This window comes from Halanaerobium saccharolyticum, from assembly GCF_003259895.1.
Lineage (GTDB): Bacteria > Bacillota > Halanaerobiia > Halanaerobiales > Halanaerobiaceae > Halanaerobium > Halanaerobium saccharolyticum_A.
On the sequence record NZ_QLME01000006.1, the window covers coordinates 78494 to 96435 of the forward strand.

The 17942-nt window shown below is 37.6% G+C and carries 14 protein-coding genes; all 14 read right to left on the reverse strand.

From position 1 onward, the window contains the following. Positions 1–4: 4 nt before the first annotated feature. A complete protein-coding gene (gene fabZ, locus C7958_RS05955) occupies positions 5–454 on the reverse strand; it encodes a 3-hydroxyacyl-ACP dehydratase FabZ (protein WP_111571754.1) in 450 nt (149 codons plus the stop codon). A gap of 1 nt (position 455) precedes the next feature. Further along, a complete protein-coding gene (gene lpxC, locus C7958_RS05960; protein ID WP_111571755.1) occupies positions 456–1313 on the reverse strand; it encodes a UDP-3-O-acyl-N-acetylglucosamine deacetylase in 858 nt (285 codons plus the stop codon). 69 nt (positions 1314–1382) lie between these two features. Further along, positions 1383–2447, reverse strand: coding sequence for a UDP-3-O-(3-hydroxymyristoyl)glucosamine N-acyltransferase (lpxD, locus tag C7958_RS05965; protein ID WP_111571756.1), 1065 nt, complete (start codon positions 2445–2447; stop codon positions 1383–1385). Positions 2448–2524: 77 nt separating this feature from the next. After that, positions 2525–2878 carry a hypothetical protein gene (locus tag C7958_RS05970; protein WP_133960275.1) on the reverse strand — a complete coding sequence of 118 codons (354 nt, stop codon included), beginning with the start codon at positions 2876–2878 and terminating at the stop codon, positions 2525–2527. Positions 2879–2892: 14 nt separating this feature from the next. Continuing rightward, the gene (locus C7958_RS05975; RefSeq protein WP_111571758.1) at positions 2893–3780 is read right to left on the reverse strand and encodes a hypothetical protein; all 888 of its coding nucleotides are present in this window, start codon (positions 3778–3780) and stop codon (positions 2893–2895) included. Positions 3781–3857: 77 nt separating this feature from the next. After that, a complete protein-coding gene (locus C7958_RS05980; protein ID WP_111571759.1) occupies positions 3858–4316 on the reverse strand; it encodes an OmpH family outer membrane protein in 459 nt (152 codons plus the stop codon). Between the two features lie 135 nt (positions 4317–4451). Next, the gene (locus C7958_RS05985) at positions 4452–6182 is read right to left on the reverse strand and encodes a BamA/OMP85 family outer membrane protein (RefSeq protein WP_111571760.1); all 1731 of its coding nucleotides are present in this window, start codon (positions 6180–6182) and stop codon (positions 4452–4454) included. 51 nt (positions 6183–6233) lie between these two features. Continuing rightward, entirely contained in the window at positions 6234–10655 is a 4422-nt protein-coding gene (locus C7958_RS05990; protein ID WP_111571761.1) for a translocation/assembly module TamB domain-containing protein, read from the reverse strand. 30 nt (positions 10656–10685) lie between these two features. Continuing rightward, positions 10686–12608 carry a SpoIVB peptidase S55 domain-containing protein gene (locus tag C7958_RS05995; protein ID WP_111571762.1) on the reverse strand — a complete coding sequence of 641 codons (1923 nt, stop codon included), beginning with the start codon at positions 12606–12608 and terminating at the stop codon, positions 10686–10688. A gap of 23 nt (positions 12609–12631) precedes the next feature. Continuing rightward, on the reverse strand, positions 12632–13672 hold the full coding sequence (gene mreB / locus C7958_RS06000) for a rod shape-determining protein (RefSeq protein WP_111571814.1): 1041 nt from the start codon (positions 13670–13672) through the stop codon (positions 12632–12634). A gap of 105 nt (positions 13673–13777) precedes the next feature. Beyond that, positions 13778–15049, reverse strand: coding sequence for a cation:proton antiporter (locus C7958_RS06005; RefSeq protein WP_111571763.1), 1272 nt, complete (start codon positions 15047–15049; stop codon positions 13778–13780). A gap of 110 nt (positions 15050–15159) precedes the next feature. Continuing rightward, entirely contained in the window at positions 15160–16440 is a 1281-nt protein-coding gene (locus tag C7958_RS06010; protein WP_111571764.1) for a cation:proton antiporter, read from the reverse strand. A gap of 66 nt (positions 16441–16506) precedes the next feature. Then, entirely contained in the window at positions 16507–16971 is a 465-nt protein-coding gene (locus tag C7958_RS06015; protein ID WP_111571765.1) for a CBS domain-containing protein, read from the reverse strand. A gap of 3 nt (positions 16972–16974) precedes the next feature. Further along, positions 16975–17928, reverse strand: a complete 954-nt coding sequence (locus C7958_RS06020) for a 1-phosphofructokinase family hexose kinase (RefSeq protein WP_111571766.1) — start codon at positions 17926–17928, stop codon at positions 16975–16977. Positions 17929–17942: the final 14 nt, after the last annotated feature.

Genomic DNA, 17942 nt, shown 5'->3' on the forward strand with positions numbered 1-17942 from the left:
CAATTTATTTCTCTTCAAAAGTAAACATCATTTCTGCTTCTGCAGCAAGATTATCGCCCACATAAGCTTCTCCTCTAACCTTAGAAATTCTCTTGCGTAATCTCACCATTTCCACTTTGATTCTTAACTGATCACCTGGTTTAACAGGTGTTCTAAACTTTGCTTTATCAATACTTGTAAAGATGGGAAGCCTATCTTCCATCTCTTCAAAGCTATAATAAATTAAAATTCCCGCTACCTGAGCCATTGCTTCTACAATCAAAACTCCCGGCATTATTGGATGATCAGGATAGTGACCCAGGAAAAACTCCTCATTTATTGTTACATTTTTTATCCCAACAATCGATTCCTTTTTATGTACTTCTTCTATTCTATCTACTAATAATAAAGGATAGCGATGGGGTAAAATTGACTTGATTACACTAATATCAATGATCTCATTTAACTTACTCAAATTAATTTTCCTCCTCAATCATTTTTGCTCTGATCTTCTCCGCCAATTTAACATGGAGCCTGTGGCCAGATTTAATGGCTATAATATGACCCATTATTCTGCCATTTAAAAACATATCCCCAATAACATCAAGAATTTTATGTCTTACAAACTCATTTTCAAATCTGAGTGGATTAACTGTCTGATTATTTTCTATTAATACAGCATTCTCCAGACTACCTCCCAGAGCAAGTCCCTGTTCGTGCAGTCTTTCCACCTCTTCGGCAAAACCAAAGGTCCTGGCCTTTGCAATTTCTTCGCCAAAATCTATTTTTTCAGCATCGAATTCAAAATAACTGCTTCCGATTACAGGATGCTGGTAATCTAAAGTATAGGAAATCTTAAAACCAGGATAGGGCAAAATAGTAATATAAGCATCATCCTGTCGGACATAAATTGGAGACTCAACTTTAAAAACTATTCTCTGCTGCTGCTGTTCTTTAAGGCCGCTCTCCAGAATCCGCTGATAATAAGGATAAGCACTACCATCAACAACTGGTATCTCCGGCCCGGAAACTTCAATTTCTAAGTTATCTATTCCACTACCCCAGATAGCTGCCATTAAATGCTCAACTGTACTTACTTTAGCTTCCTTAATTTCTCTGCTGCCAATAGTTGTATTTCTGACTAAATTAACAACTGATCCTGGCTCTGCTTTCAGCTTTATTTTTTTATCTAAATCAGAACGATAAAATATAATTCCTGTATCAGCAGGAGCAGCTTTCAACCTAATTGCCGCTTCCTTACCGGAATGCAGGGCAATACCCTCAATTAAAATTTCTTTTTTTAGTGTCTTTTGTTTTTCCTTTTCTATATACAAAATTGTCATCCTTTCATTAAAAGCCTTTCAATAGTTTATTATATATTTATTGGCTTTATAATTCAAGGATTATTTATTTTCAAGTTCCGCCAGCCGCTTTTCCAGCTGCTTTATTTTATCAATATATTTTGGCAGCCGCCGCAAATAAGCCTGTTCTTTAAGAGCTTCCCGGTGAATCTGGGCTGGAGCTCCCGAAATAAAATCACCTTCGTTAGTTGGTGAAGTAACCATTGCTCTGGCTGCTGCAGTAGTGTTATCAGCTAATTTAATATGACCAACAACTCCGGATTGTCCACCCAGTGTCACCCGGCGGCCCAATTTCGTACTGCCGGCAATCCCGGTATGAGCAATTAAAAGTGATTCTTCGCCAACTTCAACATTATGTCCAATCTGAATTAAATTATCAAGTTTACTTCCCTGCCTGATAATAGTTGGTCCACTTGCTCCCCGATCAATTGTAACATTGGCTCCAATCTCAACTTCTGATTCGATAATTACATTTCCCTGCTGGGGAATTTTATGATGACCATCTTTGTCTGTTGCAAAGCCAAAACCATCAGAACCAATTACAGCACCGGATTGGATTATAACCCGATCCCTGATTATTGTACCTCTTTCAATAATAACACCTGGATGTAATAAGCAGTTATCACCAATTTCTACATCCGGTCCTATAATTACTCCTGGTGCCAGAACAGTATCATTTCCGATTTTCACATTCTCGGCAATTACTACCCCTGGATGGATAGAAATATTTTTCCCTTTTTTTACTGATTCATCAATTACAGCTTTATTAGAAATTTTCCTGTTTTCATAAGGTCTGGGTGTTAATAAATCAGCAATCTGGGCGTAAGCCCGCCTCGGATTATCTGTCAGCAAAAATGTTTTATTTGTCTCTGCAGCCGAATCCAGCTGTTCATAAATTTCATAACCGCTGACGATCACTGCTGCCTCAGAATTTAAGGCTTTAATTAAATATTCTTCCTGATCAGCAAAGGTAACTGATTTTTGATTACTTTCTTCTATCCCCCGGGCATTATCAACAGATATTTCTTGATTCCCTCTGATTTCGGAAGCTGTAATTTCTGCTAATTTCTGCAGCTGATAATTAATTTCTGGATTATTTTCTGTCAATTTTATCTTATCCTCCTTAAAAACTATCACATTTATTTGATGTTATTCTAATTATTATTTTTTTCTATTCTTAATATTTACCTGTAATTTTCATCTATCCGGGCAGCCAATTCCCGGGTAATATTCTTACCACCCTGATAAATTGATTGATCAATTAAAATACTGCTGTAGCTTTTTTCTGCTGCCAGTTCTGCAGATTCAGATCTCAAAATTTCCATTATTTTATTTTCTGCCTCTGCTAAAGAGATTTCTTCCACTTCTGGATCAGCTGAACTCTCAGCTTTTATCTGGCTGAGATGAGCACTGGCAGCAATTACCTGTTCTAAATTGATTACTGCTGTTTCCTCTTCTTTTTCCAGAAAAAGAGGCAGCATTAATGCCATAATAATAATAAATACCGCAGCAGCCTTTCGATAATAATACATCGCCATCAAACCCTCCCGAATTAGTAATACTTCTCGCGTGTGTTTTCTATTAATTGTTCCATTTCAGCCGACTTTTGTTCCCGTGTGGAAGCTAAATCACTTTTTATTTCTTCTCTGGCCTGAGCCAGCTCGTTTTCAATTTCCTGTCTCTGCTCAGAGAGAATTTGCTGATGTTCAGCTCTTATTTGTTCCCTGTAAGCTGCATACTGCTGATTAAAATTCATAATCAGGGTACTGGTCCGGCTGGAAATAGACTCATTTAACTGAGAATTTTTTTCGGCCATCAGTGCCTGCTGTTCCGCCTTTACTTTCTCCAGCTGCTGTTGATATTCTTTTCTTTCACTCTCAGTCCGGGCAATAAATTCAATTTTAAGTCTAAGATTAATCATCTCCAGATAATTGTCTCTGATCTGTTCCTGATTAAAGTCAGAATATTGATTTCTTATTTCCTGCCGCAGCTGCTGTAATTCCTGAGAAAGATCCGCTTCTAACTGCTGCCGTTTTTCCTGCAGTAAGTTATCTTCTCTCTCAGCCAGGCGTCTTTGTTCAGCTTCCAGGGTCAGCATTCTTTCTTCTCTTAAACCATTCATTCTTTCTAAGTGGTTGGCACTAATAACTGCCAGCATGCTTTCTCTGCTCTGCTGCATTAGTTCAAAACTTCTCTCTCTTAATTCTTCCTGAAATCTCGACTTCTCAGCCGCCATTGCTACCTCCATAGTTTGAGGATCAGAATCAAAAATAACGGGGCTTTCTGGAAAACCCAGTTCTCTTTTCTGGAGACTATAAGTCGAATATTCTTCTCTCTGCTGAGGGGTAAACACATAGATAAAGAGAAAAGCAAAAATTAAAGCCAGTAGAATTGCAGTCAAAAACTTTAATGAGATAAAATGATAATCATGTTTATCCATCTGCTTTTCTCCTTTCTTTGCCAAAGATTAAAGACTTCTTTTGCTGGACTATTAATCAATGATTTGAGTTTAGCCTGTTATTTTTCCCACTCTGCCTTTAGTTTTTCCAGAACATCATCAGTTAAATTATAGCCGCCATATAAAACCTGCTCTTCTTCTAAAACAAATTTTACCTTTTGCTCTGCTGCGGTCTCCTTAATTATTTTTTCTACTTCTTCGGTAACTGAAGTTAAAAGCTCGGATTCCAGATTCTGCAGCTGCTGCTGATATTGGACTAACATTTCTTTTTGTTCAGTACCTGACAGTTCTTCAGCCTCTAATTCCAGCTGCTGCTGATACTCCGCTGCTTTTTGATTTAAGGCCTGCTCAGCTGCTGTTCTTGCCGGATGTTCTGCAAAGACCCGCTCTAAATTAACATAGGCGGCTTTATCAACAGATTCATCTTCTGTCAGCACTCCGAGAATAATTACTGCAGCCAGAATTGCTGTTAATAAAAGCAATGCTGCAAATTGAAATTTGCGGTCACTCCAATTCATCTTTTAATTCCCCCAGGTGGTTTTATTTATTATTAAATACAAATGGTATCTCTTATTAAATATTAAGTCTAAATTGGATGATTGTTTTAGCTAAGAACTTAATAATTAACTTCAGCCAACCCTCATAATTTAACTCTAAAAGGTATTACCGATACTAAAGTGCAGCTGACCATCCTGATCTTCATCCCAGCCGTAATCAAGGCGGAGCTGGCCAACAGGAGTGTTCATTCTCATCCCTAAACCATAACCATACTTTAAATCATCAAGGGAAATACTGTCTCTATCTTCCCAGACATTACCGGCATCTGTAAATAGAACTCCGGTAAAGCTCTCATTAAAGGGAATTCGATATTCTAAGTTTAATAACAGAAGATTGTTGTTTGCTCGATCAGCAGAATCAAAGTCACTACGTTCATAGCCACGCAGGCTATCTGAACCGCCAAGGTCATATTCTTCCCCTCCAAGTGGAGTTCGCGGATCACTTAAGCCCAGCTTCATCCGGGCAGCTACTGCATGGTCGCTAAAGCCGGGGAAATATCTGCGGCTGTCCCAATTAAATTTAGTGAAATCCATATTTCCTCCCATAAAACCTCCTGCATATTCTACACTAAAGTTATTAATAGAACCACTGGTAGGATGGAATCGATTATTGGAAGTATCCCTGTTAAAGGAAAGTGTAAGTGATCGCAACTCAGTATCAGTAAATTTTTCTCCTTCTATAACATCACTATAATCGGGATTGGTTTCATCCCAAACCTCTTCTGTATCTTCAATTCTATATCTTAAAGACGTGCTCCAGTCTTTAGGAAGTGGGTGTCCCAGGCTTAAACTACCACCTTTACTCTTCCTGATATAGTCTAAACTTTCATCTGATCCTGAATAAGAGGTCGTTCTATCTGTTTCACGATCATAAACACTAAAACCAAATGAATAATTAGTATCCATCAAATATGGTTCATAGAAATTTAAAGAATAGGTTGTGGTGTCACCAAACTGCCACTTAGCTCCAATATTCTGGCCATTACCAAATAGGTTTTTCTCACTCGCTTCTACAAATCCTATCCAACCATCTGTAGAACTGTAACCTCCACCAAAATTAAGGCGCCCGGTATTGGCCTCATCAAGATTAATCACCAGTTTAGCAAGATTATTCTCACTGTCTACCCGCTCCAGCTCAGGGTTAATATTTTCGAAGTACTCGAGACGATATAAATTCTGATAACCCCGCTGAATTTTATTGATATTTATTATCTCTCCAGCTTCTATCGGCATTTCTCTTAAGATAACATCATTATCTGTTTTAGTATTACCACTAATTTCGACAGTATCAAGACGCCCCGGACTAATCTCAACTGTCAGTACACCCTCATCTGAAATATTAACATTTTTATATCTGGCTAAAATATATCCATCATCCTGCATTTTTTCCTGAAAAGATTTTAAGTTTTGATTCATCTTTTTAACATTTAAAACAGTACCTGTCTGTAAATCAAGTTCATTTTTTATTGAAGCTGCTGTATATAGTCCTTCATAGCCGGAAAGTTCAATTGCTTCCAGGACAGGATTTTCAACAACTTCAAAAATAACATTTAGGCCACCTTCAAAATTTTCAAAAACTATATTTACATCAGAAAAATAACCCAGATCAAAAACTGACTGCATATCAGCCCGCAGTGCTTCCTGATCTGTCTGATCACCAACCTCAGTTTGAACTGCATTTAAAATTTCAAAATCACCGACGTAATCATTACCCTGTACAGTAATTTTTGTAATCTCATTAATTGGGATATTTTGAGCTGCAGCTGCACTGGAAAAGCTCAGTAATAATGTTAAAATAAGTAGTGCTGACAATAAACCTTTTTTCATTTCCTTGGCCTCCTAGTATTTTATTCAAATTATAGAGATTGATCAAACTAACTAAAATTCAATTTCTGTTTCTATACTGATTTGATATTCCTGATCACCAAAATAAGTACCCTTGAGAACAGTTGGTTCTGTTAAATTATATTGAAAAGATATTTCTTCTTCTCTGCCTTCCTGATTAAAATAGTTTGCATATTCTAAATACAGTCTATCTGTAATATTTTTACCTAAATAAATTGTAAACTCTCTCTCTGTACCATACTGAAAAGCATTTATTTCTGCTCTATCAAGTGAAAATATTGTTTCAAAATCAGATTCAAGATCGGAGAGTACTCCGCGCTGTAAAAATGAATTTACAACCCGCATCAATTCCTGCCAGATAATATTTTGAACACCTATCTCTTCCCCTCCGATAATCGCAGACCCCAGAGCTCCCTGAGTTGAAAGCAGGTTTAGAATTTCCTCTTCTGTAAGATCAGTATTTGAACTGAGGGTAATTCTCATATCATCTGCAGGGCCGGTCAGATTAATAGTGATCTCGTTCCCCCCTGCATAAGTTACCGCATTAACACTGAGATCCGGAATATCGTTTTCATTCACAGGAGTAAAAATGGCTTCTGCATTTTCAAGATTAAACCGAGAATTATAGTAAGCAAATTCGCCTTCCTGACTGCGTAAACGCCCCTGCATTCTAAGGGGATCATCCAGAGTGTGATCAAACTGCAGATTAAGAGTTCCTGTTTCTACAATAATTTCCATATTTTCATTTTCTACCCTTACATTTTCTCCCGGTCTAATATCCAGGTTTATTTCTGGAATAAAAGCATCTGGATCAGCTTCATTTTGGGGCCATTCAAAGGGAATGCCAATTACAAAATCATGAGTTACTAAATCCCCCTCTAAAACTGGATTCAACAGGGGACCAACAAAAGCCAATTCTGCATCAAAGTTTCCTGCCAGTGAACCCTGTTCAAAATATAGCTGTTGACCATTTAAAGATAAATTCCAGAAATTTTCTAAATCAAAGAAATCCATACTGCCGCTGGCAGCAAAATTACCTTCTGCAAAAAGTCCACTTAAATTTTCTACTTCAGCACTTCCCTGATTAAGATTGATTGAGCCCCTTAAATCCTCAATTGGATGAGTGAGTCCAAGTTCCAGATTTTCAGCCGCCAGTTCAAGCTCTCCTCCAAGCTGGGGAGACTGCAGACTGCCTTCCGCTCTAAAGGCACCATCAATGCTGCCGGAAGCGGAATAGCCCTCTCCCAGAAAAGAAATCAAAAAATCTAAAGGTAAAGCTTCAAGATTAGAACTTAAATTTAACTGATCATCGACCATAGAATAACTTCCATCTACTGTCAGTTCCCCACCACCACTATAATTAATGCTTTCGGAAGCTGAAAATCTTCTGTCGCTTTCCAGAAGTATTTCCCCTTCCACTAATTCCACACTATTGCCATTAACACTTAATTCCCGCAGCTGGTGGGTGAGCCTCACGATGGGAGCTTCCAGACCGCCTTCAATACTACCACTAAAGTCTAAAAGACTACTTAAATTAAAATTAAAATCATACTGTCTGGAACTAAAATCAAGCCTCAGCTCTGAAGCCTCAAAATCAAGAGCCAGATTTTCATCAACTGTACCAGTTAAAGTTAAATTGCCCTGATTTGCCTCAGACTCTGCCCTGAGATCTACCTGAGCCTGATAATCCAGACCCTGAGAGTTTAAATCTACAGCCCCGGCAAAAATCAAATCCTCTGCCAGGGGATAAAAATCAGCAAACTTAAGGCTTAATTCTCGAGTTGAAACTTCCAGCAGCTCCAGCTTTAATTCAGTTTTAACTTCATTATTTAAATCAAAAACTCTACCATTTAAATTATAGCTGCCGGAATCAACAGCAAAATTAAACTGCTCAATTGAAATTGTATTTTCAATCAAATTATAGCTGAATGAGTTATCAGCAATCTCAATTCCCAGTTCAGCAAAACTCAAATCCTGAGAACCAAGTTCAAAATCAAAAACTGTATTTTCCAGATCACCGCTGAGATTTCCTGTTAAAGATAGACTCCCATTCAGATTATTGGCAGCATACTGATAATTATTTAAATAACTGGCAGGTTCAAAGTTATCCAGCTCTAAATCTATATCAAATCCCTGAGTAAAATTAAAACGTCCAGCAGCATTTAATTGTACATTCTGCTGTTTAGCAGTTAAATTATTGATTATAAAATCTCCATTGGCTCTGCTAATTTCTGCCATCAGATTGGAAAATTCAATTTCCTGACCGTCAAATTCCAGAATACTGTTGGGGGCATCTAAGCTCAGATCAAGATTATAATCAGCAATTTGGCCGCTAAGAGCCGCCTGAAGCTGAACTTCTCCGCTTAAAGGCAGAGGCTGACCACTAAAAGCTGCTAGATCTTCAAAATATAAATCCTGACTGTTAAAAGTCAGCTTAAGTTCTGCCTCTTCCAGACGGGAAAGATTGTTTATCTGGCCTGAGGCAGCAACTGAAGCCTGTGCAATTTCTGCCTGCAGATCATTTATATTTAAATTGTCATTTTCATAGACTGCAGAAAATATAAGATCTTCCAGAAGATAACTATCATATTCTAGCTGCTTCATCTCTAACCTGATATTTACTGTCGGGTTTGTAAAACTATTTAAAATCGAACCTTCCAGATAATCAATATTGGGATTTAGCTCAGTTAAAATTGGCGCCTCCTGAGCCAGAAATTCATTTGCAATTTCCGGCTCCAGATTATGAGCTGCATAGCGAAGTTTTACTTCTTTGCTGTCCAGATCCAGCTCTCCCATCAGATCCAGGCGGCCGTAATCCGAAACTGCTTTAAAAGAATTGAGCAGCAGCTTATTATCTGTATACCAGAAAGAGCTGTCTATTTCAAAATCTGCTCCAGCTGCAGCTGTTTTAAAAGATAAGTTTAAGTCACCATTAGCTGATAAGCCCTGTTCTGGACCATAAAGTCCGGCTGCATCAACTCTAAAATCTAGACGCTCATCCCGGATTTTGCTAAGATGGGAAAGATAATCATTTTCTGATAATAATTCAATCTGATTTAAATTTGTAATTAAAGTTTCTGAGAGGCGAAAGTTTTCTGCCTCTGCAGATAAAAGGTAATTTTCTTTTTCAAAATTATAACTTCCAGTTAAAGAAAGTTGATTTCCAGCAGCCAGTGAAAACTGGGCTCTATTTAGAAATAATTCTTCCTGATCAAGCAGAAAGGAAATTTCGGCTGAATTCAAAGCTGTATATTCACTGCTTAAATCGCTTGCAGAGATTTCTGCAGCAGCGATTTCGAGCTGGTTGCCGGCTCCACTGAGATTAAAATCAAAGTCAAAAAGACCCTCGTTTAAATAAGGAGCTGCAAATTGATAGTCAAAATTAAAGTCTGCAGCTGCTGCTTTTAATTGATAATTTAAAGATTGATCAATTTCTAGACTTAAATCAACAGCTTCCTGATCTATAAAAATTCTATTCTGATTAAGAACTAAACTCAGTTCAGGACCTGCTGCCTGAATATTTAAAACTGGAGCAGATAAAGCTATGTTTTCATTTTCTCCTTCAGCATAATTATAGCTGCTCTGGAGACCAAAATCATCAATGGATAACTGACTCTGATAGCTGCTGATCCTATTGTTGCTAAAGATAACTTCTCCGCTAACAGAAGCCAGGCCAGCAAGAGTCTGCAGGTCAACTTCAAAATCCTGATAATTAAATTCGTTAAGCGGCAGGTTGGCTGCAGCTGATGCCAGATCAAACTCTTCTCCTGCAAAATATAAATCAGCATCAGCATTATCTTTATTAAATTTTAAATCTAAATTACTTAAATTAAGATTATTGAGCTCCAAATCATTTTCCAGCTGCAGCTGTCTGAGCCTTACCCCAGCCGAAAGATTAAGCCTATAATTATCAGTGCTGTCTGTTTCCAGACCGAGCTGCAGATCTGATAGTTCAAGCTGCAGAGCGGCTGTATTTAAAATTAAATTTGAATTTCTAATATTCACATTTAAGTCAGCAAAAAAATCAGGCAGACTGAGTGCAGATAAAAGGTCAGCATTACTAAAATCACTTTCCCCATTATTATCTGCAGCAGACAAACTCTGATTTAGATTAATAAAATCTCCCTGAACTTCAATCTCTGCCCCGAGCAGTTCTATAAAATCAACTCTAACAATTTCTTCTTCGTTAAAGTTAAGGCTGTAATCAAGATTTAGACTTTCAGTTTTAAAAGAAGTACCATCTTCGGCAGTAAACTCAAAGTTATTAAGTCGAATCCGATTAAGAGGCCATAAAGAGACAGAGCTGAAAGAAATATCACCTGAAAACCTCTCTTCCAGAAAAGCAATAATATCCTCTTCAAAATATTGGGGTAAGCCTACCAGCAGACTTAAAAAATAAGCTGAGATAAGCAGTAAAACTAATACTCCCAAAAGATATTTAATTTGCTTATCCATTTAAAAACCTCCAGAAATCATTGAGTATGCTTACTGCCGGGATTTTTTATCTGTTTCTGGTGCAGTATTTGATTCTGCTTCTGCATTTGCACCTGTTTCTGCAGCTAAATCATTTTCAGGTGGAACCAAAATTTCAAGGTCGAGATTTAAACTACCTTCCAGCACATATTCAGTAGAGTAGCGCTCTTTTATTTCTTCATCCATATTTTCGGGCTCCACCGGCTCTTCTCTCAGCTGCTCGTTGTTTTCCGGATTATCATTTTCCGGATTATCATTATTTTCTTCACCCTTGCCAAAGTTCTGCCCGGCCTGTCCGGGTGGGGCCTCACTGCTTTCCTGATAAATTGGAGCTGCATAAGAAGGATAAAGCTGCAGGATCAGATCATTATTGTCCGGAGAATCCAGATAAGCATCTAACATGGACTCAAAACTTTTATGACCGGAAATTTCAGCTTCATTCAAACCACCCGCACTCTGCATTGGAGCAGTCTCCTCCGGCCTCATTGCTTCTCCGGTATAGCCTCCATCAACAAAAAGAGTGGCTATCCCTGGTTCCACATCTTCGGGAACTTTCATCCTGATTATTTTTGTTTCAGTACCATTCCGATAGCGGTGCAGGGTTACCTCAACCTCCAGCTGATCACCGGGATAAATCTCTTCGTTTAAAACTTTTGCTTCCTGGATCAAAGCCACACTATCACTCCGATCAAAATCTAACTCCAACCTGATATCAATCAGATTAACTTCTTTAAACGGATTGCTCAGAATTAAGTCTAATAACTGAGAAAAATCGTATAAAGCCATACTTCCGATATCATTCTGACTGTAATACATATTGCTGGATTCTATCTGCAGCTCAGGCAGTCCTCTGCCCATAATTTTTAGTCTGGACTCTGCCGAACCTGGTCCAATTCTATCCAGTGCCGAATCAACGGCCTGCAGGGCAGCACTATTAGAAAGAGATGAAAATAAATATTCATCATTAATAATCTGCAGACTTACTTCTTTGAGCAGTTCCCCATTTTCGGAAATAGAAATATAAAGAGGAGTAATTCTGGGATAGGTATCAATTCTACCTGCAATGCCAGCACCTCTATCCTGAGTTACTGATCCTAAAAGTCGATTATAGGGTGAGCCCAATTTAAAAGGCTGCTCTGTACTGGGGATAACTGCATTAATATGAGCTCGACTTAAAAGATAATTTACCCGCCCGCGATTGGTAAAAGGATGACCAAAAGCTAAAAATTGTCCCTGGTCTACATAAGTTAAAGTACCAATGGAAGCGACACTAATATCACCTCTGACCAGCTGAACGGCAATCGCCTCTCCTGGCTCGGGTTTTTCATCACTTTTATCGACCTCTTCAATTCCTGAGCCGGGAATAACATCCAGATTTAATTCGGATAAGTTCCTTTCCAGTCTATCTAAAGCTCTACCACTAATCCCGCTGACCATAATTGGACTTTCAGATCTGATAATATTTTCTCCCGGTGTGAATTCTTCCAGATCCAGATCAAAATCACTAATATTACCGCTGCTTTCTTCAAAATCATTATCTTCCAGAAGTTTAAGCATTCTTCCAATAGGTGTCACCAGTCCATAACGATGATCACTATTACTCCAGCCGTAACCAATGGCTCCAATTATGCGATCCTCAAGATAGATAGGACTGCCGCTCATTCCGGCAGCTATTCCACCATACTCTTCAACTTTATCACCGGTTAATTTAATCAATATTAAATCTTCATCCAGACTGCGGTTGTCGAGAATATCTATTATTTCCACTTCAAATTTTTCGATTTTATTGCCAGAAAAAACAGTTTTCCCATAGCCTGTCATTCCTGCTTCTACTTCATCTAAAGGCATAGTATTTTCTACAGCAAGTACTGGGGTATTAGTAAGAATTAAGACTATTAAAATATAAAATAAAACTTTTTTTATAATTTTTTTCAACTTTATTCACTCTCCAGTTACTTTTACGATAAAATGCCCTGATCACCTGTGCTTAATACATTTGAAATTTTATCTAATTCATTTAGAGCCTGTCCTGTTCCTTCAGCAACACAGACCAGCGGATCATCAGTTACAAAGGCTCCAACCTCTGTCTGCTGACTGATAAATTTATCAAGACCTTCCAGTAAAGAACCACCACCAGTTAAAATAATGCCTTTTTCGACTATATCGGCAGATAGCTCTGGTGGTGTTTTTTCTAAAACTCGTCTGGCTCCCTGAGCAATATTATCCAGTAATTCTTTAAAGGCTTTATTGGTTTCCTGGGCTGTTAATTCTATATGTCTGGGCAGTCCTGTCATTAAATCTCTACCTTTAACTTCATAGGTGGCAGAATAATTGGGATTAGCACTACCAATATTTATCTTAATTTCCTCAGCGGTTGATTCCCCAATAACTAAGTTATAATTTTCTCGAACATAACGGACCAGAGCCTCATCAAACTTATCACCACCAACTCTAATCGACTCCCCGACAACAATTCCCCCTAAGGAAAGGACAGCAATTTCTGTTGTTCCTCCACCAATATCAATTATCATATTACCTTCTGCTTTTTCAATTCTGAGACCTGCTCCAATTGCAGCTGCTACCGGTTCTTCAATCAAAAACGCCTTGCGAGCTCCAACCTGAACTGCCGCTTCCAGAACCGCACGGCTTTCAACTCCGGTAACTCCAACAGGTATACAGACCATAATCAAAGGTTTAATAAATCTACTTTTAACTCCGACTTTTTTCAAAAAACTCTTAAGCATCATTTCCGCGACCTCAAAATTTGCTATAACACCGTCTTTAAGTGGCCTAATAACTTCAATATTCCCGGGAGTTCTTCCCAGCATCCGCCGGGCTTCTTCTCCAACCGCAATTATCTTGTTTGTATTTGTATCAAGAGCCACAAAAGAAGGTTCCTGGAGAACAATTCCTTTATCACTCTCATAAATTATCACTGTAGCTGTCCCTAAATCAATTGCAATTTTTTTACTAAATCTATTAAAAAAATTCAATAGCATACTCCTCCCTGTTAATTGCCTGTCCTGACAGGTCAATTTAATTACTAAGCTGCTATAATAAGATTTCTCTAAATAATCATTAATTCCTGCAGCTGTCAAAATGATTTATGCTTCTGCTTCTCCGGATCTGATAACTGCTTCTTTAGTAAATAACGGACCAAAAATTTCAGTTAAAGCAGCAGTTAAAATAACCATATTGAAAATCATTAAAGATGTATCTGGAATCTGAGTAAACTGCTTCTGCACAGAAAACGCAAGGGCAATAGCTACTCCCCCCTGGGGAAATAAGCCCAGACCAATATATTTTTTGACTACAGGAGCTGCATCCGAAAAATGGCCGGCCAGGATTGCTCCTCCATATTTACCAATAATTCTAGAAACTAAAAACACAAGAGCTGTAAGCAGAAAAACCGCAGAACCCATCTGAGTAAAGCGAATTTCAGCCCCCGCAAAAATGAAAAACATGGCATATAAAGGAATAGTCAATGTGTCAAGATATTCAGAAATTTCCAGGTTCTTTTCAGCAAAGTTTCTGATGGCAAAACCAAGTGCCAGATTAGCAATCAAAGATGACAGTCCAAAAACCAGACTGAGAGCCGAGCTGAGTACTATCGAAGTCAGAATCGATACAACTTTTTTAGTTTTATCATCAACCAGACTAATGTAATGCTGGGTTAAATAGCCAAGCACCAGACCGATCATAATTGCTGCCGAAATTTCGAAAACTGGTACTAATAAAAGCTGGATCGAAAGTGACTCTCCTGTACCAATAAACATCATAGCAATCGGGCTGATCAGGGCAAAAAGAATTAAAGCCAGAGTATTATCCAGACCAACTACTGCCATCAGGGTTGAACTTAAAGGTCCTTCCGCATTATATTCTTTTAAGACCATAATTGTTGAAGCTGGCGCTGAAGCAGCGGCGATTGCTCCCAGCAGCAGGGCCATATAGATCGGTGCTCCTATAATATAAACTGCCAGACCTGAAATAAGAGCAGCCCCCAGAGCTTCAAAAATAGTGATTATGTATATATTTTTACCAAGTCGTTTAAAAGTTCTTAAAGAAAGTTCACTCCCGATAGTAAAGACTATAAAAGCCAGTGCAATCTGGGTGATATAATCTAATTTTATAATTAGAAATTCATACCAGCTGTGAAATTCACTTTCCAGAAATGGAATCAAATTTAAAATATCAGGACTGATCACAATCCCAAATAAAACATATCCTACTACTATCGGCAGACTGTATTTTTTTGAAACTATTATTGCAATCATTGCCAGAACTAGAAAAAAAGCAATCAAATAAATAGCCCTGGTCTGCAGCTCATTGACATGAAACCATTCCTGCAGTTGATGCAGCTCTATATTATTTTCCATTCTTATCCCCCATTATAAACTATCAATCTTAAAATAAAATTAAAATATTACTACAGTTTTTTCGTTATATTAGTCTTTAGCTGCTTTTTTTCGTTTGTTTTATGTTAATCTTAATCTTTTGACTCTCCTGCATTTACTACCGCATATTTTGTTAACAGCGGACCAAAAACTTCTGTGATAGCTGCAGTCAGTAATAAGGTGTTAAATATTACAAGTCCAACCTCTGGAGCCTCGACATACTGTCTCTGGACAGAATAAGCCAGAGCAATTGCTACTCCACTTTGCGGTAAAAGTCCAAAACCAATGTATTTTTTTACTGCCTCAGGAGCTCCAGAAAGCCTGGCAGCCAGTGTTGCCCCCCCCACCTTACCGATGATACGCGCAGTTAAATAAATAAATGCTATCAGCAGAAAACTAAGGGAACCCATCTCAGAAAATCTAATTTCTGTACCAGCAATTATAAAAAATACGGCATAAAGTGGTATAGTCAGTGTATCCATTTCTTCTGAAATTTGAAGGTTCTTTTTGGCAAAGTTCCTAACAGCAAAGCCAACTGCAAGATTGGCAATTAAAGGTGAAAAGCCCAGAAAAATAGAGACTGAAGAACTTAAAGTGATTGTGGTTACAACAGTTAATATTTTTCTCGTTTTTTCATTAAATCTAGTTAACAGATACTGAGCTGTATAGCCAAAGGCTAAACCAATAATAATGGCTCCAAATATTTCGATTAAAGGAAACACAATTATTTCACTTATATCAATCGCTCCGCCGCCGCTGTACTGTAAATAAGCAATTGGATTGATCAGCGAGAAAATTATTAAAGCAAAAGCATCATCCAAACCCACAACAGCCATAATGGTTGAGGTTAAGGGCCCTTCAGCATTATATTCTTTTAAGACCATTACTGTTGCAGCTGGTGCAGTAGCAGAAGCAATGGCACCTAAAAGCAGAGCCATATAAAGCGGCCATCCAATTAAATAAATAGCTGTAGTAACAACTGCAAATGCTGCCACAGATTCCATTAAGGCTATCGCGAAGATACTTTTACCCAGGCGTCTCATTGTTTTAAGTGAAAGTTCACTCCCGATAGTAAAAGCAATAAAGGCCAGAGCAATATTGGTAATATAATCTAAATTAGCCAGAATTAAAGTATACATATTTGACATTTCTTGATCAATCAGCGGAAAAAGCGAAATGATATCCGGACTCAATAAAATTCCCAGAAATACATAACCTACTACAATCGGAACTTTATACCTTTTAGCAAGTAATACTATTAAAAAAGCAAAGAGCAGGAATAAAGAAATCAAATAAATTTCTTTATTCGCTATATTATTAATAACCAGCCATTCTTCCACCTGATGTGGAGCTAAAGACATTAAATCATCCATGATTTACACCTCATTTCATTCTATTTTGCTTATATAAATTATAAAATTATAAATAGATAATGATTATCAATCAGCTTTACCATTCCCAGCCTCATCTAATAAGTAATGCAGCAGGTTAGATCTTTCGATAAAACCTCTTAGAAAACCATTTTCATTAATTACAAAAAGCAGGGATTCTTTATTGTTAAGCATAATGTCAGCCAGTTTTTTCATATCACTGTCTTCTTTAACCGCATCCCGGTTGCGGGACATATACTTCTCGACCTTTTCGTCCTTAACATATTTTAAATTCTCTACAGCTTCATTAACCTCATAAAAAAGACGGCTGCTGTCTAGAAAACCAAAACTCTCTGGAATTATGTTTTTAAGTATATTATTACTATAAATAGTTCCCACAAATAGGTTTTGATTATCAACCACAGGCAGTACAGACTGCTCTGATCTATACATTAAAATTATTGCCTTGCGAATACTGTCCTCCGGAGTAACTGAATTCATAGTCCGGACCATATAATCTCTTACATTACTCATTTTTTACACCTCCAGCTTATTGATTTCCAGTCGATCAAGACAGGCATTATAATTTTCTCTATCCTTTAAATAAATTTCTTTATTCTCTGCTATCCACAGAGCAGCTGCTCCACCGCGTCGATTGGCCTCTAAAAAGTCAAAATCATCTGTTTTAAAAGCATAATCAAGATAGCCTGTATTATAAGCATCACTGGAACCAAGCCAGTTAACAATACAGTATCCTTTAGGTGAGAGCTGATAGACATCTCCATTTCTATCAAAAAGCAGACGGTCACAGTGAAAGGGAATCATTACTCTTTTTGCTCCCCTTTTTTGAATTTCTTTTCCTGCTTTAATGTAATCTTCTTTATCATTCATTTCCATATCCAGAATTGTTTTGTGGTGCTTAAAATAAGGTGTCACTACATCGGGATTTGACTCTAAGGCCAGCTTTAAAGCTTCACCACTCGCCTGCAGAAATACATGTTTACCTTTATCTTTGGCAATTTTTATCAAGCGCTGATAGATATCAAAATCTACTCCCTCAGGTACTGAACCTGAAATTAAAATACAATTACTCTCGGAAATTGACCTTTTAAAACGAACAATTAATTCTTTTACATCTTCTTTTTCTACCCGGTAAGTATAATCGTTATACTGGGTATAGGTTGCAGGATCCCGACCAATTATTTTAACATTATTTCTAATTTCACTTTCAGTATAAATATAGTTGCTGATAATATCCTGTTTCTGCACCATTTTTTCGAAAAACAATCCCTGTTTGCCGCCAACAAAACCAATATTTTGCACATCCTTATAGCCCAGAGACTTAAAATTAATTGCACTAATTAAGCCTTTTCCACCCGGGTAAATCTTTAAGTCTTGATCATTATAAATAAACTGGTTTTTCATGACTTCATTTTTATCAACAAAATATTCGCGGTCAATAGCTGGATTCAGCGTTACTGTTGTAATCATTTTTTTCACCACCT

Coding starts and splice junctions, on each gene's coding strand:
- C7958_RS05985 (WP_111571760.1), bottom strand. CDS start 6,182: ATGAAAAAAGGTTTATTGTCAGCACTACTTATTTTAACATTATTACTG.
- C7958_RS05990 (WP_111571761.1), bottom strand. CDS start 10,655: ATGGATAAGCAAATTAAATATCTTTTGGGAGTATTAGTTTTACTGCTT.
- C7958_RS06005 (WP_111571763.1), bottom strand. CDS start 15,049: ATGGAAAATAATATAGAGCTGCATCAACTGCAGGAATGGTTTCATGTC.
- C7958_RS05970 (WP_133960275.1), bottom strand. CDS start 2,878: ATGGCGATGTATTATTATCGAAAGGCTGCTGCGGTATTTATTATTATT.
- C7958_RS06010 (WP_111571764.1), bottom strand. CDS start 16,440: ATGGATGATTTAATGTCTTTAGCTCCACATCAGGTGGAAGAATGGCTG.
- C7958_RS05975 (WP_111571758.1), bottom strand. CDS start 3,780: ATGGATAAACATGATTATCATTTTATCTCATTAAAGTTTTTGACTGCA.
- C7958_RS05980 (WP_111571759.1), bottom strand. CDS start 4,316: ATGAATTGGAGTGACCGCAAATTTCAATTTGCAGCATTGCTTTTATTA.
- mreB (WP_111571814.1), bottom strand. CDS start 13,672: ATGCTATTGAATTTTTTTAATAGATTTAGTAAAAAAATTGCAATTGAT.
- C7958_RS06020 (WP_111571766.1), bottom strand. CDS start 17,928: ATGATTACAACAGTAACGCTGAATCCAGCTATTGACCGCGAATATTTT.
- C7958_RS06015 (WP_111571765.1), bottom strand. CDS start 16,971: ATGAGTAATGTAAGAGATTATATGGTCCGGACTATGAATTCAGTTACT.